This is a genomic window from Planctomonas psychrotolerans (assembly GCF_008642235.1).
Taxonomy (GTDB): domain Bacteria; phylum Actinomycetota; class Actinomycetes; order Actinomycetales; family Microbacteriaceae; genus Planctomonas; species Planctomonas psychrotolerans.
This window is the reverse complement of the sequence record NZ_SJEV01000001.1, coordinates 2855266-2875940: the sequence shown is the minus strand read 5'-3', so window position 1 is coordinate 2875940 and position 20675 is coordinate 2855266. Positions and strand designations below refer to the sequence as shown.

Sequence of the window (20675 nt, the reverse complement as noted above, 5' to 3'; positions counted from 1 at the left end):
CGTCCCATCGACAGGCTCAGGGACCGTGGGGTGCGTCCCATCGACAGGCTCAGGGACCATGTGGGGTGCGTCCCTTCGACGGGCTCAGGGACCGCGGGGTGGCGTCCCTTCGACAGGCTCAGGGACCGTGGGGTGCGGCCCTTCGACAGGCTCGGGGACCGTGGGGGGTCCTTCCACGGGTAGGGACCGTGGGGGTGCGGGTCAGCGCAGGGCGGCGAGGAGGGGCGCGGCCTTCAGGTGCATCTCGGCGAGTTCTTCCGCCGGGTCCGACAGGGTGGTGATCCCCCCACCCGCCCCGATCGTGGCGCCGTCGGGCGTGACGACGATGCTGCGGATCACCATGGCGAGCTCCACCGCACCGTCAAGACCGAGATAGCCGAACGCACCGGAGTAGATGCCTCTCGGGCCGCGCTCCAGTTCGGCGAGCAACTCGATCGCCCGGATCTTCGGCGCGCCGGTCATGGACCCCGCGGGGAACAACGCCCGCACGGCGTCCACGCCGGTGATCCCCTCGGCCAACTCGGCTTCCACCGTGCTGACCAACTGGTGAACCTGCGCGTAGCTCTCCACGGTCAGGAGACTCGACACCCGCACCGTGCCGAGACGCGCCACACGGGACAGATCGTTCCGCATCAGGTCTACGATCATCAGGTTCTCGGCGCGCTCCTTCTCACTGGCGGAGAGCTCGGCGCGCAGCGCGGCGTCCTCGGCGGCGTCTCCACCCCTCCGGCGGGTTCCCTTGATCGGACGCGTCGACACGGTGCGGTCCGCATCCACGCGAAGGAACACCTCCGGGGACGCGCTCAGCAGCGCGGTGTCCCCGATACGCAAGAACCCGCCGTGATGCGTCGGGCTCAGGGCACGCAACCGCTCGTAGGCGACCCGCGGGTCGATGCGGCAGGACACGGTGGCGGTATTGGTGAGGCAGAGCTGGTAGGCGTCGCCCCGAGCTATGGCGTCGAGGCAGTGGGCGACCAGCCGAAGGTACGCGTCGTCGTCGTGCCGCCAGACCACCCGAGCCGCGCCAGGCTCACCGGCGTCGACATCGGTGCCGTCCACGCTCAATCTGGCAGCGACGACCATATCCGCATACGCATTCGCAGCGTCGGCAGCTCCTCCAGCGATGCCCGCGCCGGCCGCATTCGCAGCGTCGGCAGCACCGCCGGCGACGGCGGCGCCAACGCCGGCAGCGCCACCGCCAGCATCGCCAGCGTCGGCGCCATCGCCGGCCCCCGCGTGCGCAGACGCCAGGACGGCACCGGCAGCGGCCAGCCATTCCTCTCCCGCCGGCGTGTCGAGGGCGACGAGCCAGGCTGATCCCGCCGCGTCGATGGCCAGCATCCGGTCCACGAATACGAAGGCGCTGTCATGCGTACTGGAACGCGGTCGGCGCGCGGCCGTGCTGTGCCAGAGTTCGTAGCCGAACCAGCCGACCCAGCCCAACCGGAAGGCCATGCCGGGCGGCGCTTCCGACGCGTCGATCGGATGCGCGGCGCACCCGTCGGCGAGCTCGGCGAAGATGTCGCCGTCCTGCCAGTCGGTGCGGGCCTCGGCTGCCGAGGCGAGGTAGCTCCACCCGGATCCGTCCGAGGAGTCGAGCCAGACCGCGTGCGGTGCATCGCCGAACAGCGCCCGGAAGGCCGACGCCGCATCGACGGGCGCGGGAAGGCGGTGCGCGAGGAGTCGGTACACCGTGGCTCCTCCCCCGGGATCGGTCCACCCGCCCGGTGCGAGTTAGCCTATGGCCATGCATTCCACGGCGCCGATTCCGGAGACCCGGTTTCGCTGGGACGTCGCGGCCCGCCGTCTGGTGCCGGAGGCCTCCGCGCCGAGCGAGAGCGGTGATGTCGTCGTCGCGGACTCCTGGCTCGTGATCGACGGGACGGTACGCGCGCTGGCCGTGCACCGCGAGCGGTTCCTGTCCACCGCCGTCCCCGCAGCGGCTTCCCTCGATCCCGCCGGATTCTTCGACGCCGCCGTCCGCGCCCTCCCGCGCACCGGTGACCTGTTCCCCCGCGTGGACCTCCGTTTGCGCGGTACCGAGGCCACCCTGTCGCTCACGCTGCGGCCTGCCCCGGCGTGCACGACGTCGGTCGTGCTCGGAACGCACGACGGCGCGGACCCCCGACGAGTCCCCGCCATCAAAGGCCCCGACCTCGAGGCGCTCGGTCGGCTGCGCTCCGATGCCGCGAGCCGGGGCATCGACGAGGTTGTGCTCGTGGCTGCCGATGGCAGCATCATCGACGGCGCGTACAGTGCCGTCGTATGGTGGCGGGGCGACGCTCTCTGCGTGCCGGATGCCGAACTCGCGCGCGTCGACAGCGTCACCGCACGCACCCTGGTCACCCTCGCAACGGCCCTCGGCATCGATGTGCTGCATGAACGCGCCCGACCGGACAGTCTCGACGGGCACGAGGTGTGGGTGTTGAATGCCCTGCAGGGGATCCGGATCGCCCGCGAGTGGCGGGGCGGGCCGGCTCTCGCCGCCGACCCCGGACGTCTCGCGCTCTGGCGGGAACGACTGACCGCACTTCGCCGCTCTTTGCCAGCCTGAGGCGGCCCGAACTCCCCGCAACCCGCCTACAGTCGAGCATGTGAACGATGCTTTGACGTGGATCCTCGAACTGATCGAGAGCGTCAATCCGATCCTGCGCACCGTCCTCACCGGCGTGGCCATCCTGCTGGAGACCTCGGTGCTCGTCGGGCTCATCTTCCCCGGAGATACCGTCGTGCTTGTCTCGAGCACCGCGGTGAACAGCCCCGTCGAGTACTTCTCGCTCGTCCTGGCCGTGATCGTGGGCGCCCTCTGCGGTGAGAGCATCGGGTTCGCGCTCGGCCGGTTCTTCGGACCGAAGATCCGGGCGTCTCGGCTGGGCGCACGAATCGGGGAACGCAACTGGGTGCGAGCGGAGAACTACCTCGATCGTCGCGGAGGAATCGCGGTCTTCATCTCGCGTTTCCTTCCGGTTCTGCACTCGCTGATCCCGCTCACGGTGGGGATGAGCACCATGAGCTACCGCAAGTTCATGGCGTGGACCGCCCCGGCCTGCCTCATCTGGGCCTTCGCCTACGTCTCGGTGGGATCGGCAGCGGCAGGGAGCTATCGGGAGATGGCCGACCGGCTGCACGGCGCCGGCTACATTTTCGTGGCGATCATCACCGCGTTCGTGCTGGTCGTCCTGCTCGTCAAGAAGCTGCTGCAACGGAGCGAGGAGCGGCACATGACCGCGCTCGAGCGCTCCGACTCCGGCAACCCCTGAGGCGGCGCCGCAACGCGGACGGCGAGCGGAAACCCGGAAGGCCGGCGGCACCGCGGAAGGCGGGCCCGCCTACGCAGACGAGGCTCGGATGCCGCAGCATTCGAGCCCCGTTCGCCGGAGGCGCTGCTTAGTCGATCAGCCCGTTCTCGGTGAGCCAGTCGGTGGCGATCGTGTCGGCTGACTGCTGCTCGTCGACACTTCGGGCGTTGAGCGCCGCGAGGCCCTCCGCCGTCAGGGCCGCGTTCACCTCGTTCAGGATGTCCTCGACCTCACCGGCGACGTCCTCGCTCACGAGCGGAACGACGTTGGACGCCAGGAACAGACCCTCGGGGTCCTCGAGAGTCACAAGATTCTCGGACGCGATGGAGGGGTCCGCGCTGTACACGTTGGCGACGTTCACCGTTCCCTGCACCAGGGCATCAACCGTGGTGTCCCCGGTGGCGGAGAAACCGACGTCCACCCCGTACACCTCGGACAGTCCGGTCGGTCCGTAGGGGCGCTCCTCCAGCTCGGCGTTGCCGCCGAGCGTGAGCTCCACTGGCACGTCGGCGAGATCGCCGATCGACACCAGACCGTGCTCCTCCGCGAATTCACTGGTCACGTTGTACGAGTCCTGGTCGGTCGCCGCGGACTGGTCGAGTACGACCAGGCCGTCCGGCACCGCCTCCACCAGCTCGTCGTACACCTCGTCGGACAGGGTCGCGGTCGTGTCCGGCGAATAGAACTGCAGGAGGTTGCCGGTGTACTCCGGGATCACATCGACTTCGCCGTTGTCGAGGGCGGGCAGGTACGCATCCCGCTGGCCGATCTGGAACTTGCGTTCCACCTCGAGTCCGCCGTTCTCGAGAGCCTGGGCGTAGATCTCGGCGATGATCTCGTTGGAGTAGTACGCCTGGGACGCGACCACGATGGTGCCGCTGTCGGTGCTGGACGCGTTCTCCTCGGCCGGCTCCAAGGGATCACCTGATGCACACCCTGCCAGAGCTATTACGGCTCCGACCGCGACTGCGCTTGTGGCGAGCCGGCCTTTCTTCCGAGCTGTGAACATTTTCTTCCTTTTCCGTTCGGTCAATCTGCGGTGAGCTTTCTCACCACCGCACGTCGCCCGGATGGCGATGCGCGGAGATCAGTGGCGAAGCCCTGGATGACTCCGCGCGGTACCACCGTGCGCTGGGCGAGAGCGAACAGGGCATCGAGAGCGAGCGCCAGGGCGACGATGAGGATGGCGCTGCCGAGCATCTCGTCGTATCGGCGCAGGGGGATGCCCCGGAAGATGTACAGGCCGAGACCACCCAGACCGACGTACGCCGCCAGGGTCACGGTCGCCACCACCTGCAACACAGCGTTGCGGATGCCTCCGATGAGGAGGGGGAGACCGAGCGGCACCTCCACCCGCCACAGGATCTGCCATTCCGTCATCCCGATCGCCCGGGCGGCGTCCACCGTCTTGCGGTCGACAGCCTCGATGCCGGCGTAGGCCCCGGCCAGGATCGAGGGCACCGCGAGCAGAACGAAGGCGACGATCGCAGCGAGCGACGCTCGCGCCGTACCGGCGAGGAGCACGAGCAGCAGGATGAGCCCGAACGACGGCAGGGCACGGGCCGCCCCGGAGATCGAGACGGCGAGACCGCGGCCCCTCCCCGTGTGGCCGATGAGGTACCCGATGGGTATCGCGATCGCCGCGGCGATGCTCACCGACACCACCGTGAACCACACATGTTCGAGCAACCGGACCGGGATGGCATTGTTCCCGGTCAGCCGCTCGGCGGAGAAGAGCCAGGCGATCGCCTCGGCGAACACGTTCATGCGGCAGCCCCGCGAGTCGGATCGGCAACCTTCGGAGTCGCGCGGGAATCAGCGCGGGTCCACGGCATCAGAGCCCGGCCGAGCAGAACGAGGAGGGCGTCGATGAGGAGCGCGACGATCACCGTCATGGCGACACCGGCGAACACCTCGGCGATGATCCTCCGTTGCAGCCCATTGGTGAACAGGTAGCCGAGGCTCTCGACACCGACCAGGATTCCCACGGTCACCAGGCTCACCGTGCTGACAGCGGCGACCCGCAACCCCGCCAGGATGATCGGTCCGGCGAGCGGTAACTCGACCCCCCAGAAACGGCGCCACCCCGAATAACCGATCGCGATCGCGGACTGACGGACGTCGGGATCGACCGCGCCGAGCGCATCCGTCACCGAGCGCGCGAGAATCGCGACGGCGTAGATCGTCAGAGCGATGGTGATGTTCAACTCGCTGAGAAAGCCGATGCCGAGAAGTGGCGGAAGGATCACGAACAACGCCAGCGAGGGAATCGTGTAAAGGAGCCCGATCGCGGTGAGGAGTACGGACCGGGTGAGTCGGAACCGGTACGCGAACCATCCGAGCGGAATGGCGAAGATCAACCCGAGAACGATCGGCGGGACGCTGAGGCGTACGTGCTCGAGGGTGAGACGCCCGATGAGATCGAGATTGTCGAAGATCCAGCTCACGACTCGTCTGCTTCGACCAGGACACCCGCCGCCCGCCCGGAGCTGTCGACGAGGATGTCGTGACCACCACGGTTCTCCAGCCGGAATCGTCGCTTGCCCGAGTCGGCGCCGACGAAGCTCGCGACGAAGTCATCGGCGGGCGAGGCCAGGATGTCCGCGGGACTGCCCGCCTGGGCGATCACGCCGCCCTTGCGGAAGATGACGACCTGGTCGGCGAGGGCGAATGCCTCGTCGATGTCATGGGTCACGAACACGATGGTCTTCCCGAGCTCCCGCTGCAGGCGGCGCAACTCGGCCTGCAGGTCGGCGCGCACGATGGGGTCGACCGCCCCGAAGGGCTCGTCCATGAGCAGGATGTTGGGGTCGGACGCGAGAGCGCGCGCCACCCCCACGCGCTGCTGCTGCCCGCCGGAGAGCTGCCGGGGATAGCGCTCGGCGAGGGCACGATCGAGGCCCACCTTGTCAAGCAGGTCGAGGGCGTCGGCTCGGGCCTTCGCCTTCGGCACTCCGTTCAGCACCGGCACCGTCGCGACGTTGTCGATCACCTTGCGGTGCGGCAGCAACCCGGCGGCCTGGAGCACGTAGCCGATGCTGCGCCGCAGTTTCACCTTGTCGAGGTTCGCCACGTCGACGCCGTCGATAAGGATCTGCCCCTCGGTCGCGTCGATCATCCGGTTGATCATGCGGAGGACCGTGGTCTTGCCGCTACCGGACGACCCGACGAGAACTGTCGTCGTGCGCGCCGGAATCGTGTAGGTGAAGTCGTCGACCGCTGTGGTGCCGTCGGGGTATCGCTTGGTCACAGAGCGGAACTCGATCACAGATGGGCTCATTCCTCGTACCACTGTACGAATCGACACGTGCCGGACGCCTAAAGTAACCGACGAGAACCGGTTTACGCGACACGACGCGGAGAGATCCGGTTATTCCTCAGGCCGCGTGATCGGTCAGGCGGGAACGTTGATCGCCCGAATCAGGTATTCGCGGGTCACCGTCCGGGCTTCGTCGATGAAACGGGGATCGCCCTCGGCACTGGCGACGAACGCCCGGTGCAGCAGCGCCTCGATCATCCCCACCACCACCTCGAGGGCGAACACCACGCTCGCCCGGTCCGCATCCGGCACCGCGTCGGCGAGGTCCGTCGCGAGGATCTCGGCGAGTCGTCCACCGCTCGATTCCTCATCCTCGCCCTGGGTGATGTCGAGGGTGTCGCCGAACCGGATCGCTCGGAAACCGGCCTCGGTGCGGTACATGTCGGCGAAGACGTCGATGATGTCGTCCAGCGTGTCCTGCCAGTGGGAACGGGATCTGAGCTCGTGGCGCTCGGCCAGGGTGCGCACGTATCGCGCGAACAAGCGGGTGCTGAGGGCGTGCAGGAGAGCGATCCGGTCGGGGAAGTACCGGTACACCGTTCCGATGGATGCTCCGGCTCGCTCGGCCACCATGGCCGTGGTGAGACGCTCGAAACCCACCTCGTCGACGACCGCCGCCGCCGCGTCGAGCAGCGTCTCGACCCGCGCGGCGCTCCGCGCCTGCACGGGGGATGTGCGGGCCGGGAGCACAGGCACGGCCGGCGTGTCGGGCTCCGTGGCCTCTCGTTCCTCGACGATCACGTGCGAATCCTCCCTCGCGGTCACCCCGTCGGCATGACCGATCTTGGCTGCCGTCAGCGTACGTGACGCAACTGAACAACACTCGGGTTTCCACGGAGGTGTGAACAGGTCCGCGCCGACCGCGATTGGGGACGTCTGACAGACTGGGTGCGTGGCTGCATCCCGAAACCGTCGTCCGAGTCCCCCGAAGGCGGCGGAGCCGCTGTTGCACCGTGCGGCGCGCATCGAGAACCGCTACCACGACTTTCGCGAGCGGCGAGCGCGGCGGCGCGGCCACCGCGCCACCATCGTCCCGTACACGGGATACGGCTCGACGGCCTGGGTGCGCGTGCTCGGACGGGTGCTGCTCACGGCACCGTCGAAGTCTCAGCGGACCGAGGACCAGAGCGTGCGCGGCTGGCGCAGCTTCACCAGTGTCCCGTCCGCCCACGCCGAGGTCACCGTCGATATCGCCGGAACCCGCACCACGGTCATCGCCGACCGCGGCGGGGTCATCGACACGACCGTGCAGGCGACGCTGACGGCCGGCTGGCAGACCATCTCCCTCAGCACGCATGGCGGTCGCACCGTCGAGGCGCCCATCTTCATCGTCAGCGATGACAGCACGGTGGGCATGGTGTCCGACATCGACGACACGGTGATGGTCACGGCCCTCCCCCGGCCGTTCCTCGCCGCGTGGAACACCTTCGTGCTCGACGAGCACGCGCGCACACCGACGCCCGGCATGGCGGTTCTGTACGAGCGACTGCGGCACGCGAACCCGGATTCGCCGATGGTGTACCTGTCGACGGGGGCCTGGAATGTTGCGCCCACTCTCACGCGGTTCCTCTCCCGCAATCTGTATCCCGCCGGTGCGCTGCTGCTCACCGACTGGGGTCCGACCCACGACCGGTGGTTCCGCAGCGGAAGCGAGCACAAGCGCACCAACCTGCTGCGGCTCGTGGACGACTTCCCGTCGATGAAGTGGCTGCTCGTGGGCGACGACGGTCAGCACGACGAGCAGTTGTACGGCGAGCTGGTCGAGAGCCATCCCGACAACGTGGTGGCCGTGCTCATCCGTCAGCTCTCCATCGGAGAGGCGGTCCTCGCCGGTGGCCGGGCGAAGGCCGAGGCGCATTCGTCGTCGCCCGTGCCCTGGCTGTACGCGCCCGACGGGGCGGGCCTGTCGGAGCAGCTCGACGCGCTCGGCCTCCTGTCGCAGGAGCAGCAGGTCATCCAGCCGGAGGTTCCGCCGGAGTAAGCACGGTCCCGCGGTGACGGCGCCGTCGGCGCTCTCCAGCGGCCGGTGTGCGTTATCCGCGTCCAGCGTGCAGAATGGGCGGGTAACACGTGCTCCGGGGACGGTAAAAATCCGTACCGGCGGTGATAGTCCGCGAACCCGACGGGGAAACCTCTCGGGTTGAACCGGTGGAATTCCGGTACCGACAGTCAAAGTCTGGATGGGAGAAGCACGCGCGATCGCGCGCACCGTTCCGGATGCGCGCTGCACGTCCCCGGTGCCGCCACGCTTCTGGTCGCAAGGGACGAACCGCATGGACTTTCTGCACTGGCTATTCGACGCACAACTGCGCATCGGCGACCAGGTGATCCTCTGGCGCGAGATCGTCGGCAACGTGTTCGGTCTGCTGAGCGCGCTCGGCGGCATGCGTCGCAAGGTGTGGGCGTGGCCGGTCGGGATCGTCGGCAACCTCCTGCTGTTGACCGTGTTCCTCGGGGCGATCTTCGGAACCCCCAACCCGGTCAACCTGCTGGGCCAGGCGGGCCGTCAGATCATGTTCATCGCCGTGTCGGTGTACGGCTGGCGTCGCTGGCGGGAGAGCCGGGCGGACGGCGGCAACGCCGTCGTGCCGCACTGGGCCACCGGTCGGCAGCGCGTGTTCCTCGTGGTGGCCCTCGTCGGCGGAACGGCCGTGCTCACCCCGATCTTCTCCGCGCTGGGATCCTACGAGCCGGTGTGGGCGGATGCGTGGATCTTCATGGGGTCCCTCCTCGCCACCTACGGCATGGCGCGCGGCTGGGTCGAGTTCTGGCTCATCTGGGTGGCGGTCGACGTGGTCGGCGTGCCGCTCCTCTTCAGCGCGGGGTACTACGCCTCGGCCCTGATGTACGTCTTCTACGGCGGATTCACCCTCGTCGGTTTCTTCATCTGGGCCAGGGCCCGCGACCGGGAGAAGCCGCGGATCGAGACGCGCTTCCCCGACCCGACCGTCCGGCCCTAGTCCTCCTGCCAGGATGCCGGGCCGGAGGATCCGGCCGGGTACTCGTCGAGCGCCACCCGGTCATCCCGCCACGCCGCCAGCACGGGTTCGACAATTCGCCAGCACCGCTCGGCGACATCCGCCCGGACGGAGATGGTCGGATCGTTGTCGAAGATCCCGCGCAGCACCTCGCCGTACGCCGTCAGGCGCTCCTCGCGCAGAGTCGCCTGCAGGGGAACCTGCTCGAGGGCGAAGGGGTCGTCGCCGCCGTTCATGGTGAGGTCGAGGGAGACCCCGTTTTGCTTCAGGTCGATCACCAGGCGGTCGGGGCGGGCGTGACCGCTGAGTCCTCGCGGCAGTCCTCGGACGGGCTTGAACGTCACGACGATGTTCTTGCGGTTCTCCGACAAGGCCTTACCCGACCGAAGTACGAAGGGCACGCCCTCCCACCGACGATTGTTCACCGCGAACGTCACTTCGGCGAGCGTCTCGGTGTTCTGCGACGCATCGACACCTTCCTCGTCCGCGTAGGAAGGCACGTCCTCGCCGTCCACCGACGCCGCCGTGTACCGAGCCCGCCGGCTCGACGCGACCGGGTCGCCTCCCGCCACCTCGGTGGCCCGGAGCACCTGCGCCAGCACGGAGCGCAGGTCCTGCTCATCGAGGCTGGCGGGCGCCTCCATCGCGAACAGCGCGAGCACCTGCAACAGGTGACTCTGGATCATGTCCACGAGGGCACCCGCCGAGTCGTAGTAGGCGGCCCTGCCCTCGAGAGCGAGATCCTCGTCGTAGACGATCTCGACGCGTTCGATGTTTTCCGCGTTCCACACCGGCTCGAAGAGTCGATTGGCGAACCGCAGGCCGATCAGATTGAGCACCGTCGACGTGCCGAGGAAGTGATCGATGCGGTGCACGCGTTCCTCGGGAACGAGCTTCTGCAACTGCCGGTTGAGTGCGGCGGCGCTCTCGCTGTCCGACCCGAAGGGTTTCTCCATCGCGAGCACGGTGCCCTCGGGCAGGTCAACCTTCTCGAGCGCCTCGCAGACGGTGATCGTGATCGTCGGCGGCAGGGCGAAATAGAGGATCGGGGTGTGTTCGCACGCCTCGAGGATGCGCACGAGATCGTCGACCTCGGTGGGGTCCGCCTGGATGTACTGGGCCGAGTCGACGATGGCCGTGGCGTCCTCGCCGCGCGCTTCCGCCTCCTCGAAGGCGTCGCTCACGGTCTGTCGCCATTCGTCCGCGCTTCGCTCGCTGCGTCCGGTGCCGATCAGCTGGCGTGGTCCGCCCGCCGATTCGGCGAGGAGGCTGCCGAGGCCGGGGAGGAGAAGCCGTTCGGTCAGGTCACCGCTGGCTCCGAGGACGACGAGGGTGGTGGGTTCGGAAGTCATGTGTCGAGGCTATTCCGGCGTCACGGAGCATGTCGCTCAGGGACCGAGGAGCCGTGCGTCCCTTCGACGGGCTCAGGGACCGAGGGAGCCGAGCGTCCCCTTCGACGGGCTCAGGGACCGCAGAACCCTGCGTCCCTTCGACAGGCTCAGGGACCGGGACCGTCGGGAGCAGGGGCCGGGGTCGATGAGCGCGGGGTCGGGGATACTGGGCTCATGGCGGTACGGGCGTCGCTCCGCGACATCGCGCGATTGCGGGTGCTGAACTCGGGACTCGTTCCTGCCGGAACGGACGCATCGAACGCATCGGCCGGCCCGGTCGAGGTGGCGCAGCGGATGCTGGCCATGCAGGCGCAGGACTACCCGGGCGCCCTGTGGTCGATCGGTGTCCGCAGCCCGCACAGCACCGTGCACGATGTCTCGGCGGCGCTCTCGTCCGGGTCGCTCGTGCGCTCGTGGCCGATGCGGGGCACCCTGCACATCACGCCCGCCGAGGATCTCGCCTGGCTCCTCGGGCTCTGCGCCACGCGTGCCATCTCATCCGCCGCGTCCCGGCGCCGCGACCTCGGCATCACCGACGACATCGTCTCGCGCACGGCCGACGTGCTCGGGGCCGCCCTCTCGGGTGGTGCCCGCCTCCCCCGACCCGACGCCTTCGCGCTGCTCGACGGCGCGGGCATCCCGACCACCGGACAGCGCGGCATCCACCTGCTCGCGCTGCTCTGTCAGCAGCGCGTGCTCTGCCAGGGACCGATGCAGGGCACGCAGCCCACCTTCGTGCTGTTCGACGAGTGGATCCCTCCCCGCCCGGCGCTGAATCGCGACCAGGCCCTGCGCGACCTCGCCGTGCGCTACTTCCGTGGTCACGGGCCCGCGACCCTGCACGACCTCGCCCGCTGGAGCAATCTCGGGCTGACGGATGCGCGACGTGGGGCCGCCGCCGCGGAGCAGCAGCTCGAACGGGTCGATTGCGACGGAGGAGAATATTGGCAGGCCGCCGACTCGCCCGGCCCCTCCTCCGCCGAGGCTCGCGCCGTCGCCCGAGTCACGCACGCTCTTCCCGGATTCGACGAGCACATCATCGGATTCCGTGACCGCAGCGCGGTTCTCGATCCTCGCGAGAATGATCGCATCGTGCCAGGCGGCAACGGCGTTTTCCAGCCGACCATCGTCGACGGCGGTGTGGTCGTCGGGACCTGGCGTCGCACGAGCACCTCCACGGGAACCCGGGTGACTCCCACCGCCTTCGCCCCGGTGACCGCCGCACTCACCCGTCGACTCGGCCGGGCTTTCGCCTCCTACGCGCGCTTCCTCGGGCAACCGGTCAAGATGGAGCCGTGGGCATAGCATCGGCCATTCGGGCGACGACCCGCGTTCCGCTTCTCCAGGCGGTGAAGATGTTCCTCGCGCCCGCGGTCGCCTGGCTGCTGTGCATGGCACTCTTCCCCGGCCAGCCGCCCATCTTCGCCGCCATCGCCGCGTTGCTCGTGGTGCAGCCGAGCGTCAATCAGTCCCTCGGCAAAGCCGTGGAGCGCTGCGCCGGCGTTCTGCTCGGCGTGGTGCTCGCGTTCGTCCTCGGCGTCCTGTTCGGCCACGGCGAGGAGGTCGTGCTCGGTGCGATCGTCGTGTCGGTACTGCTCGGGTGGGCGCTCCGCCTCACGCCGGGCTCGGCGGTGCAGATCCCGATCAGTGCGATGCTCGTGCTCGCGCTGGGCGGCGAGACGGAGGGGTACGCGCTGTACCGCATCCTCGAGACGCTCATCGGTGCGGGTATGGGTCTTCTGGTGAACGCGGTGATCGTTCCCCCGGTGGTTCTGCAGCCCGCCCGGACCACGGTCACCCGACTCGGCACGGACACGGCGGCGATCTTCGACGCCCTCGCCGACGCCATCACCGAGCCGCGCAGCCGCGGAGAACTGGCGGCGCTGCTGAACCGTGCGCGGTCCTTGCACCGCGCACGCGCGGCCGCGGAAGAGGCGGTCGAGCGCGGACGGGACAGTCTCGCCTTCAACCTGCGCCGCAGCCAGCACCGTCGCGTCCTCGAGGACGACGCCGCGATGCTCGATCGTCTGACCGTGCTGGTGACTCGCGCCATCGGCATGACCCGCACCGTGCACGACCACTACGAGCCGGGCCTCAGCAGCGAACCCACGGTACGGGCGATCGCTACCGAGTTGCGACGAGCGGGCCACGATCTGCGGCTCCTTCTCGACGAGTCACCCACGTCAGCGGAGCCGGTCACGGCGGAACTGCCCGCTCTCACCTCGCCCATAACGGTGGCGAAGCCGAACGAGGAGCACTGGATCCTACTCGGCTCACTGCTCGAAGACCTGCGGCGGGTCCGCGAGACGATCATCGGCGCCGACGGCTCCTGACGCGAACGGCCCGGCACCCGGCGCAACGGGTGCGCGAGGGGCCGGGCCGTGACGAAGCCGGTCGGCGTTACGCCGAGAGCACGGCCTGCAGCTCGAGCGTGATGGTCACCTTGTCGCCGAGGAGGAACCCACCGGTCTCGAGGGCGGCGTTGTAGAGCAGCCCGAAGTCTTCACGGTTGATCACGGTGGTCGCGGTGGCGCCGGCCTTGGCGTTGCCGAAGGGGTCGGTCGCGAACCCGCCGAACTCGAAGTCGAAGGTGACGGGCTTGGTGACGCCGCGGACGGTGAGGACGCCGTCCACCTTGAGATCGCCCTTCTCCTCGCGCACGCCGGTGGAGACGAAGTCGATGGTGGGGTACGTCTCCGCGTCGAAGAAGTCGTTGGTGCGGAGGTGCTGGTCGCGGTTCGGCTCGTTGGTGTCGATCGAGGCGACCACGGCCGAGGCGGTGACGGACGACTCCAACGGGTTCCCGGCGGTGATGATGGTCGCGTCGAAGTCCTTAAAGGTGCCCCGCACCTTGCTGATCATGATGTGCCGGATGCTGAAGCCGACTTCGGAGTGGGTCTTGTCGATGGTCCAGGTGCCGGCGACGTAACCGGGAATGTCGAGGGTGGATGCTGCCATGGGGTTCTCCTTCGTGCTGACATGGATGAGGCCGACGGCCTCGGGTCTATGCAAGCGCATAGGAATCCGCTTTATTCCGGCGTCGCGATCTATTTCCGCGAACGCCGGCCCGGTCACCCCGCCGGACGCAGTCGGGTGGTCGCGGGGCGGTCAGCCCGCTGGACGCAGCCAGGTGAGCGAACGCACCTCGGCGGTGGACAGCCGGTACTGGTCGGCGTCCCGGAGTAACCGCTCGTCCAGGTCGCGCGAATCTCCCGCGAGACGCGCGAGGACGTCGATCCCTGCGGGCGTTACGAGCGTGCGGGAGAAGCGAAGGACGAGCACGGTGCCGTCGCCGTTGCTGCCCGACACCCGCCAGGCCGCGGATAGCGGAGCGAGCACGCCGCTCCCCCGCCAGACGAAGTCTCCGGTCGCCTCGCGGAAGGTGTCGGTGCCGAGGATCCGGCGGGACTCGCCCGTCCGCGTGCGGTAGCTGACGCTGTCGTGCAGGCGGAGCGTGCGCCCGGGCAACAGGCGATAGGAGAACGTGGGCGACAACCGCCGACCGCTCCGCCAGAGAGGGAACGTGGTGGCACGAAGGGTCCAGATGCCCGGGAGCAGGGTGGAGAGCTGTGAGGGCCCGAGCATGAGGTCACGATACAGGTAGCGTTGCCGACATGAGGGCATGCGAGTACGCCGGAGCGGGGGACGCATCCGTGCTGCGGCTCGTCGAGGTGGCCGATCCCGAGCCGGGCCCGGGTGACATCGTCATCGACGTGGCGTCCGCGGGACTCAACCGGGCGGACATCGCCCAGCGCGCGGGCTCGTACCCGCCGCCACCCGGCGCCTCGCCTCTCCCCGGCCTCGAGGTCAGCGGCACGGTGGCGATCGTCGGCGCGGACGTGTCGACCTGGGCCGTCGGCGACAGGGTGTGCGCGCTGCTGGCGGGAGGCGGCTACGCCGAACGGGTGGCCGTCGATGCCCGCCACGTGCTGCGGGTTCCCGACGGGATGGCGGTGGCCGATGCGGCGGCGCTGCCGGAGGCGACAGCCACCGTGCACTACAACGTCTTCTCGCGCGGCCGACTCCGGGAGGGCGAGACACTGCTCGTCCACGGCGGATCGAGCGGCATCGGCACGATGGCGATCCAGCTCGCAAAGGCTCGCGGTGCTCGTGTTGCGGTGACCGCGGGCAGTGCGGCGAAACTCGACGCGTGCGCTCGCCTCGGTGCGGACGTGCTCATCGACTACCGGGAGCAGGACTTCGTGGCGGCGCTGCTCGATCAGACGGACGGGCGCGGGGCGGACGTGGTGCTCGACCCCGTCGGCGGTACCTATCTCGCGCGGGACATCCGGGCGCTCGCGCCCGAGGGCCGGATCGTGCTCATCGGCACTCAGGGCGGTGCGGACTCGACCATCCCGCTGGGTGCCCTCATGACGCGTCGCGGCGAAGTGCACGCCACGACGCTGCGATCGCAGTCGGCGCAGGCGAAAGCCGAGATCGTACGTGCGGTACGGGACGAGGTGTGGCCGCTCGTGGTGGACGGCCGGGTGCGACCGGTCATCGACAGCCGGTTCCCCCTCGACCGGGCCGGGGATGCGCAGCGACGGATGGAGTCCTCGGAGCACGTCGGCAAGATCCTGTTGTCGATCTAGTGCGGACGCCACGATGACGGGCTCAGCGGCGCGCGTGCGGGCACTCGCCGCGTCCAGCCATCCCGGGCCGGTGGCCGTGGTCACGGCGCTGGGCATCGTGCTGTCGCTCGCGCTGGACTTCGATGCCGCGCGGGTGACCGCCGTCGCGCTCGCCACGGTGCTCGGCCAACTCTCGGTGGGATTCTCGAACGACTGGCTCGACGCCGGCCGGGACGCCGTCGTGGGCCGCACGGACAAGCCCGTGGCGCGCGGGGAAGTCGCGTCCAGCACCGTGCGGAACGCCGCATTCGTCGCCCTCGCCGCCGCGGCCGTGGTGTCGTTCCTGCTCGGCCCGGCGGCCGGGGTCACCCATCTGGTCGCTCTGGCGGGCGCCTGGGGGTACAACGCGTGGCTCAAGAACACGGCGATATCGGTGCTGCCGTTCATGGTCAGCTTCGGAATCTATCCCCTCTTCGTCACCTTCTCGGCCGCGGATCCGACGTGGGCAGCGCCGTGGGTGATCGCCGTGGGGGCACTCCTCGGTGTGGCCATCCACTTCACCAATGTGCTACCGGATCTCGACGATGACCTGCGTACGGGCATCCGCGGCACCGCTCACCGGCTGGGCACGGTGCCCGCGGGCCTCTCGGCGTTCGGAACTCTGCTCGCGGCTTCGGTGCTGGTGACCTACGGTCCCATGCTCGCCGACGCGCGACCGCCGACGGGCCTGCATATCGCCGGTCTGCTCCTGAACGCCGCGATCGCCGGTGTCGGGATCGTGCTCGTGCTGACCCGGCCGCCCCGCCGGCTGTTGTTCCAGTTGATCGCGGCAAGCGGCCTGCTCACCGTCGTCATGCTCGCGATGTCCGGCACTCGCCTCATCGCCTGAGGAGGGGTCAGCGGCGTGGGGCAGCCTCGACCGCTCGCTCCACGGCCGTCAAGAGTTCCGGTTCGGCCAGGACGCGGAAGTGCCCACCCGTCGGCAGCTTCACGTTGTGCGCGTCCACGAGAGCGCTGCTCTCGGGGATGTGCGGGTCGAACTCGCTGAAGACCGACGTGATCCTCGGGTTGATCTCCTTGCGCTTCGCGAGGGCGAGGAGCGTCTCGTGAGTGGGTACGAAGGCGCGGATGGGACGCGTGAAGAAGAAGCGCGCATAGCGTGAGCCACCGAACGGCGTGTTGATGGCCACCATCGCGGTCACCCGCTCCTCGGGGTCTCCGAAGGCCATGAGGTACTTGCCGATGAGCCCGCCCTTGCTATGGGCCACGATGATCACCCCGCGAAGGTCGGCCTCCTCCACGTAGTGGCGGCAGAGTTTCGCCATGCTCACCACGTCGCCGGTGTTGTACCCGAGCGTCGTCACGACGTGGATCGGATGACCGGCACGGTGCAGACGTTCGATGACCGGGAGCAGGAACTGCCAGCGCTCGTAGATGCCGGGGAGGATGAGCACCGGAGCCTCGACGCCGTTCCGGTAGCGTTCCGGGTCGCGCCGGAAGAGGAAGCCGACCACCTGCCAGTAGCCCACGTAGGCGTAATCGAGGAACCAGCTGACGCCGTTGCGGATGAGACGCCTCATCGTTCGGAGTGCGCAAGGATGAGGCGCGCGAGCTCGTCGGGTGCCGTGTACATGATCACGTGCGCGCCGGGCACCTCCTCCACCCGTCCGTAGGGAGCGAGATCGGCCAGCGTGCGCGCCCACTCGGTGTTCACCACCGGGTCCTTGTCGCCCCGGACGACGAGCACGCGCCCGGTCAGGGATTCCATGCGATCTTCCATCCTGTCGCGCAACAGATGCGGCAGCTGCGCGAGATACCAGGGTGGCCGACAGCGGAGGAGGTAGTCGGAGACAACGATGGCGTTCGCCCGCACTGGTTCGCGGAGCATGTCGAGGCCCAGGCGGAGCGCGGAGCGGAGCAGGGTGCGCTCCCCGCGCATCAGGGTCGGCCCGAGCAGCACGATCCGGTCGCTCACGTGCGGGTGCCGGGCCGCGAGGTCGCTGACGATCTGAGCACCCATCGAGTGACCCACGAGCACCGGGTCGATGATGTCCTCGCGTTCGAGCACGCGCGCGAGCACGTCGGCGTGGTCGCTGATCGACACGTCGCGATTCGGTCGGCGTTGGCTGCCGTAGCCGGGCATGTCGACGAGGTAGACCGCGCCGTGCTCGGCCAACCGCTCGGCGAGGGGGCGGTAGTACCGCATCGAGACGCCGATGCCGTGAACGAGCACGAACACCGGGCCGGACGTGCCGGGCGACCCCACGACCCGGAGGCCGACCGAGAGCCCGTCGACCACCTCGGTGCGGATCGAGGCGGTAAGGCGTGGCTCACGAAGGCCGAATCGGGACATCCCAGTAACTTACCCGCATCCGACGACGGGGCCGTTCGGTGGGGCGCTGGTCCGCCCGGAGGGCGGCATCAGAAAGAATCGCGAGAATACCCATCCGATCGGCGCGCGGCTCCGAACTTCCTGTTCGGAGCCCTTTCCCCCGAGGGCACCCGCGTCGATGGGCCCCCACATCGGCGCCAACGGAGGCAGCAGTGACCGATACGAGCGTTCAGGGCAGCGCCGACGATGAGCGTGGCACGGAAACGGATACAGGCACGGGCACTCACGGACGTGTCGACGACGATGGCAGATGGCTGCGGATCGCCGCAGGCGTGGGAGCACTCGCGCTGGCCGTGTCGGCGGCAGTGGCCCTGACGAACGGCCTCATCCCGGGTTTCTCCGCGACGGCGGACGAACCGATCGACCGGGCCGAGGCATGGGTGCAGGCGAACGTTCCGAATGACCGACGAATTCTGGCGGAGGAGGCTGTGGCGGAGCGTCTCATCGACGACGGACACCCGCCAGCGGGTGTGGTCTCCGTGGATGCGTCCGACCCGGCCGACGCCGCCATTCCCGCCGACGCCTGGCAGGACTGGGACTACATCGTCGCGACCGACGCCCTGCTCTCCCTCTCGGAAGCGAATGCCGCGGTCGATGCGGCCCTCACCCATTCCCGGGTGCTCGCGGCTTTCGGCACGGAGAACGGCCGCGTCGAGGTACGCCGCACGGAACGCGACGGGATAGCCGACGCCACCGTCCGCGCCGAGCGTGCGACCGACGCCCGCGGACGCGCGGGCGAACAACTCGCCATGAACCGCCGACTCGATGTGTCCGGCGCCGCCGAGGCGGACCTCTCCGCGGGCCGGGTCGACGACCGGATCCTCCTCGCTCTCGGGCAGAAGCTCGCGACCGATTCGCTCACCGTGGCGGACTTCCCGGTGATCGCCGGAGAGGAGCAGGGCATTCGCCGTCAGGTGCTGGTGACCGTCGTGAACGGCCGGTACCTCACCGACGACCGCGAACTGCGCAACGACACCGTCGCCTGGTTCACAGACCTCCCCGGCCCCGTGGCACCGGAGAACGTCGCACCGGCGGGCGAAGGAGTGTTGATTACTTATGCGGCAGAAGCGCCGTCCGATCTGCTCCCTACCCCCGATCCCTCCCCCACTCGATAACAGGAGTAACGCAATGACCCGTAGCCGACACGCCCTTCGCACCGCCGGTGCGGTTCTCCTCGCCAGCGGCATGGGATTCGCCCTGCTCGGGGCGGGGGCGGCCACCGCGGCGCCCGCCGCGCCCACCGACTCGGACTCCGGATGGGCGCGCGTCGCACATCTGTCTCCGGACACCGCCCTGGTGGACGTGCAACTCACCGCCCTCGCGGGTGGACAGGTGATCTTCGAGCTCGCGGGCGTGGGTTACGGCGCCGTCTCGGAGTACCAGCAGCTGCCGGCGGGCACCTACGTCGTGTCCATGGTGCCGAACGGCGCACCCGAGGGCACGCCCCCGGTGATCAGCGAGTCCATCGACGTGCAAGCCGATCGGCCGATGACCGTCGCTGCCCTGGGCACCAACGCCGAACTCGAAACTCGGGTGTACCGCGACGACCTCACGCTCCCCGCACCCGGAGAGGCGCGCATCCGGGTCGTACAGGCATCGACCACGGCGGACAGCGTCGACATCCGCACCCGCAGCGGAGTCGCCGTCGCCGAGGGAGCCGCCTTCGCGTCGGCGACCGACTACGCGAATGTGCCGGCCGGTCCGGTGGAGCTGCAGCTGTCGGCGGGTGGGCGGAGCAGCACCGCCACCCTGACGCTCCCGGAGGCCACGGTGCACACGCTCTTCGTGCTCGACAACGCCGATGGCGGCCTCACCGTGACTCCGGTGTTCGACAGCGCTGCCGTCGGCGCCGTGCCCAAGGGCGGCGTGCAGACGGGCGGCGGCGGAATGCGTAGCGATCGTCCGCTGGTCGGCGAAGACGCGGTCGTCGGTATGCTCTCCGGTGCGGCGACGCTCGGGGATTCGGCTCGGTTCGGACGGTGAGTACTGGCCCGCGCAATCGGCGGTTCGGCGGGCACGCCCGTCGAACCGCCGTCGCGGGTGCCCTGATCGCCTCCCTCAGCCTGAGCGCGTGCGCCGCTGCTCCGGGAGCGACTGCCGGATCGGATCCCGGTCTCGAACCGGCGGATTCATCCTCGTCCTCGTCCTCGTCGGCGGTTCCTCGCGGTGCGGTATCGGGGTTCCAGGACCCGCTCGCCGCCGCCGGCGTCGATCCGGCCTCCGACGCGACCGCCGTCCGCATCGACATACCCGTGATCGGTGTGGATGCACCGCTCGAACTCCTGTCGCTCGACGCCGATGGTGCCCTCGAGCCGCCCGGAGAATGGCAGTCGGCCGGATGGTACCGCGACGGGGTGGTGCCGGGCGCGGTGGGGCCAGCGGTGATCGCCGGACACGTCGACTCGAACGCGGGCCCCGCGGTGTTCTTCCGCTTGGACGAGCTGGCCGCGGGGGACGAGATCCGGGTGCGATTGAGCGACGGTAGCGTCGAGACATTCGCCGTGGACCGCATCACCACAGCGCCAAAGGACGGCTTCCCGACCGATGCCGTCTACGGGCCGACTCCGGACGCTCAGTTGCGCCTCATCACCTGCGATGGCGAGTTCGATTCGGCGACCGGGCACTACGTGGACAACCTCATCGTCTTCGCGACCCGCACGACGCCCGCGGCCGGCTGACGCGGCCCGTCGTGGCGACTCGGTGCCGGTCGGCGGTCGCCGGTCGG

The 20675-nt window shown here is 69.1% G+C and carries 22 protein-coding genes and 1 riboswitch; of the genes, 11 read left to right on the top strand and 11 right to left on the bottom strand.

Annotated elements, in window-relative coordinates:
* Nucleotides 1-201: 201 nt before the first annotated feature.
* Entirely contained in the window at nucleotides 202-1692 is a 1491-nt protein-coding gene (locus EY822_RS13290; protein ID WP_227497291.1) for an anthranilate synthase component I family protein, read from the bottom strand.
* Between the two features lie 55 nt (nucleotides 1693-1747).
* On the opposite strand from EY822_RS13290, the gene EY822_RS13285 reads away from it, so the two are divergent.
* Nucleotides 1748-2554 (top strand): aminotransferase class IV, encoded by an 807-nt coding sequence (locus EY822_RS13285; RefSeq protein WP_227497290.1) that lies wholly within the window; start codon nucleotides 1748-1750, stop codon nucleotides 2552-2554.
* Nucleotides 2555-2594: 40 nt separating this feature from the next.
* Complete coding sequence (locus EY822_RS13280; RefSeq protein WP_150308681.1) at nucleotides 2595-3260, top strand: DedA family protein; 666 nt, start codon at nucleotides 2595-2597, stop codon at nucleotides 3258-3260.
* Nucleotides 3261-3387: 127 nt separating this feature from the next.
* Here the strand turns inward: EY822_RS13280 and EY822_RS13275 are convergent, their stop codons facing one another.
* The 5 genes from EY822_RS13275 to EY822_RS13255 all read right to left on the bottom strand — a co-directional run bounded on the left by EY822_RS13275 (nucleotide 3388) and on the right by EY822_RS13255 (nucleotide 7359).
* Entirely contained in the window at nucleotides 3388-4308 is a 921-nt protein-coding gene (locus EY822_RS13275) for an ABC transporter substrate-binding protein (protein ID WP_150308680.1), read from the bottom strand.
* A 20-nt stretch (nucleotides 4309-4328) separates the two neighbouring features.
* Entirely contained in the window at nucleotides 4329-5066 is a 738-nt protein-coding gene (locus EY822_RS13270) for an ABC transporter permease (protein WP_150308679.1), read from the bottom strand.
* On the bottom strand, nucleotides 5063-5746 hold the full coding sequence (locus tag EY822_RS13265; RefSeq protein WP_150308678.1) for an ABC transporter permease: 684 nt from the start codon (nucleotides 5744-5746) through the stop codon (nucleotides 5063-5065). Before EY822_RS13265 ends, EY822_RS13270 begins: the two co-directional genes overlap by 4 nt.
* Nucleotides 5743-6567: an ABC transporter ATP-binding protein gene (locus tag EY822_RS13260; RefSeq protein ID WP_150308677.1), complete on the bottom strand. Its 825-nt coding sequence runs from the start codon at nucleotides 6565-6567 to the stop codon at nucleotides 5743-5745. The genes EY822_RS13265 and EY822_RS13260 overlap by 4 nt, the downstream gene beginning before the upstream one ends.
* 126 nt (nucleotides 6568-6693) lie before the next feature.
* Nucleotides 6694-7359 carry a TetR/AcrR family transcriptional regulator gene (locus tag EY822_RS13255; RefSeq protein WP_227497289.1) on the bottom strand — a complete coding sequence of 222 codons (666 nt, stop codon included), beginning with the start codon at nucleotides 7357-7359 and terminating at the stop codon, nucleotides 6694-6696.
* A gap of 151 nt (nucleotides 7360-7510) precedes the next feature.
* Between EY822_RS13255 and EY822_RS13250 the strand changes: the two genes are divergently transcribed.
* Complete coding sequence (locus EY822_RS13250) at nucleotides 7511-8599, top strand: App1 family protein (RefSeq protein ID WP_227497288.1); 1089 nt, start codon at nucleotides 7511-7513, stop codon at nucleotides 8597-8599.
* A gap of 86 nt (nucleotides 8600-8685) precedes the next feature.
* Nucleotides 8686-8814, top strand: a riboswitch (FMN riboswitch).
* Nucleotides 8815-8891: 77 nt separating this feature from the next.
* Nucleotides 8892-9578 (top strand): nicotinamide riboside transporter PnuC, encoded by a 687-nt coding sequence (gene pnuC / locus EY822_RS13245; protein WP_150308674.1) that lies wholly within the window; start codon nucleotides 8892-8894, stop codon nucleotides 9576-9578.
* On the opposite strand, the gene EY822_RS13240 is transcribed toward pnuC, so the two are convergent.
* Nucleotides 9575-10948: a glucose-6-phosphate dehydrogenase gene (locus EY822_RS13240; RefSeq protein ID WP_150308673.1), complete on the bottom strand. Its 1374-nt coding sequence runs from the start codon at nucleotides 10946-10948 to the stop codon at nucleotides 9575-9577. The genes pnuC and EY822_RS13240 overlap by 4 nt on opposite strands.
* Before the next feature lie 213 nt (nucleotides 10949-11161).
* Between EY822_RS13240 and EY822_RS13235 the strand changes: the two genes are divergently transcribed.
* Complete coding sequence (locus tag EY822_RS13235) at nucleotides 11162-12292, top strand: winged helix DNA-binding domain-containing protein (protein ID WP_150308672.1); 1131 nt, start codon at nucleotides 11162-11164, stop codon at nucleotides 12290-12292.
* On the top strand, nucleotides 12283-13320 hold the full coding sequence (locus EY822_RS13230) for an FUSC family protein (protein ID WP_150308671.1): 1038 nt from the start codon (nucleotides 12283-12285) through the stop codon (nucleotides 13318-13320). The genes EY822_RS13235 and EY822_RS13230 overlap by 10 nt, the downstream gene beginning before the upstream one ends.
* Nucleotides 13321-13387: 67 nt before the next feature.
* Here the strand turns inward: EY822_RS13230 and EY822_RS13225 are convergent, their stop codons facing one another.
* Together EY822_RS13225 and EY822_RS13220 are read right to left on the bottom strand one after the other, a co-directional pair.
* Nucleotides 13388-13945: a YceI family protein gene (locus EY822_RS13225; protein WP_150308670.1), complete on the bottom strand. Its 558-nt coding sequence runs from the start codon at nucleotides 13943-13945 to the stop codon at nucleotides 13388-13390.
* 150 nt (nucleotides 13946-14095) lie between these two features.
* Entirely contained in the window at nucleotides 14096-14572 is a 477-nt protein-coding gene (locus EY822_RS13220) for a hypothetical protein (protein WP_150308669.1), read from the bottom strand.
* Between the two features lie 29 nt (nucleotides 14573-14601).
* Here EY822_RS13220 and EY822_RS13215 point away from each other — a divergent pair, with 29 nt between their 5' ends.
* Complete coding sequence (locus EY822_RS13215; protein WP_150308668.1) at nucleotides 14602-15579, top strand: NAD(P)H-quinone oxidoreductase; 978 nt, start codon at nucleotides 14602-14604, stop codon at nucleotides 15577-15579.
* A gap of 13 nt (nucleotides 15580-15592) precedes the next feature.
* Nucleotides 15593-16447 carry a UbiA family prenyltransferase gene (locus EY822_RS13210; protein ID WP_150308667.1) on the top strand — a complete coding sequence of 285 codons (855 nt, stop codon included), beginning with the start codon at nucleotides 15593-15595 and terminating at the stop codon, nucleotides 16445-16447.
* A gap of 7 nt (nucleotides 16448-16454) precedes the next feature.
* On the opposite strand, the gene EY822_RS13205 is transcribed toward EY822_RS13210, so the two are convergent.
* Together EY822_RS13205 and EY822_RS13200 are read right to left on the bottom strand one after the other, a co-directional pair.
* Nucleotides 16455-17138, bottom strand: coding sequence for an esterase/lipase family protein (locus tag EY822_RS13205; RefSeq protein ID WP_150308666.1), 684 nt, complete (start codon nucleotides 17136-17138; stop codon nucleotides 16455-16457).
* Nucleotides 17135-17911, bottom strand: coding sequence for an alpha/beta fold hydrolase (locus tag EY822_RS13200; protein ID WP_150308665.1), 777 nt, complete (start codon nucleotides 17909-17911; stop codon nucleotides 17135-17137). The genes EY822_RS13205 and EY822_RS13200 overlap by 4 nt, the downstream gene beginning before the upstream one ends.
* Before the next feature lie 311 nt (nucleotides 17912-18222).
* Between EY822_RS13200 and EY822_RS13195 the strand changes: the two genes are divergently transcribed.
* From EY822_RS13195 to EY822_RS13185, 3 genes are read left to right on the top strand one after another with little or no spacing between them, the layout of a single operon-like run.
* On the top strand, nucleotides 18223-19065 hold the full coding sequence (locus tag EY822_RS13195; RefSeq protein WP_227497287.1) for a hypothetical protein: 843 nt from the start codon (nucleotides 18223-18225) through the stop codon (nucleotides 19063-19065).
* 13 nt (nucleotides 19066-19078) lie between these two features.
* Nucleotides 19079-19933 carry a DUF4397 domain-containing protein gene (locus EY822_RS13190; RefSeq protein ID WP_227497286.1) on the top strand — a complete coding sequence of 285 codons (855 nt, stop codon included), beginning with the start codon at nucleotides 19079-19081 and terminating at the stop codon, nucleotides 19931-19933.
* The gene (locus EY822_RS13185) at nucleotides 19930-20628 is read left to right on the top strand and encodes a class F sortase (RefSeq protein ID WP_150308662.1); all 699 of its coding nucleotides are present in this window, start codon (nucleotides 19930-19932) and stop codon (nucleotides 20626-20628) included. The genes EY822_RS13190 and EY822_RS13185 overlap by 4 nt, the downstream gene beginning before the upstream one ends.
* Nucleotides 20629-20675 lie beyond the last annotated feature (47 nt).

Coding starts and splice junctions, on each gene's coding strand:
- EY822_RS13285 (WP_227497290.1), top strand. CDS start 1,748: ATGCATTCCACGGCGCCGATTCCGGAGACCCGGTTTCGCTGGGACGTC.
- EY822_RS13275 (WP_150308680.1), bottom strand. CDS start 4,308: ATGTTCACAGCTCGGAAGAAAGGCCGGCTCGCCACAAGCGCAGTCGCG.
- EY822_RS13270 (WP_150308679.1), bottom strand. CDS start 5,066: ATGAACGTGTTCGCCGAGGCGATCGCCTGGCTCTTCTCCGCCGAGCGG.
- pnuC (WP_150308674.1), top strand. CDS start 8,892: ATGGACTTTCTGCACTGGCTATTCGACGCACAACTGCGCATCGGCGAC.
- EY822_RS13240 (WP_150308673.1), bottom strand. CDS start 10,948: ATGACTTCCGAACCCACCACCCTCGTCGTCCTCGGAGCCAGCGGTGAC.
- EY822_RS13235 (WP_150308672.1), top strand. CDS start 11,162: ATGGCGGTACGGGCGTCGCTCCGCGACATCGCGCGATTGCGGGTGCTG.
- EY822_RS13225 (WP_150308670.1), bottom strand. CDS start 13,945: ATGGCAGCATCCACCCTCGACATTCCCGGTTACGTCGCCGGCACCTGG.
- EY822_RS13220 (WP_150308669.1), bottom strand. CDS start 14,572: ATGCTCGGGCCCTCACAGCTCTCCACCCTGCTCCCGGGCATCTGGACC.
- EY822_RS13215 (WP_150308668.1), top strand. CDS start 14,602: ATGAGGGCATGCGAGTACGCCGGAGCGGGGGACGCATCCGTGCTGCGG.
- EY822_RS13210 (WP_150308667.1), top strand. CDS start 15,593: ATGACGGGCTCAGCGGCGCGCGTGCGGGCACTCGCCGCGTCCAGCCAT.
- EY822_RS13205 (WP_150308666.1), bottom strand. CDS start 17,138: ATGAGGCGTCTCATCCGCAACGGCGTCAGCTGGTTCCTCGATTACGCC.
- EY822_RS13200 (WP_150308665.1), bottom strand. CDS start 17,911: ATGTCCCGATTCGGCCTTCGTGAGCCACGCCTTACCGCCTCGATCCGC.
- EY822_RS13190 (WP_227497286.1), top strand. CDS start 19,079: ATGACCCGTAGCCGACACGCCCTTCGCACCGCCGGTGCGGTTCTCCTC.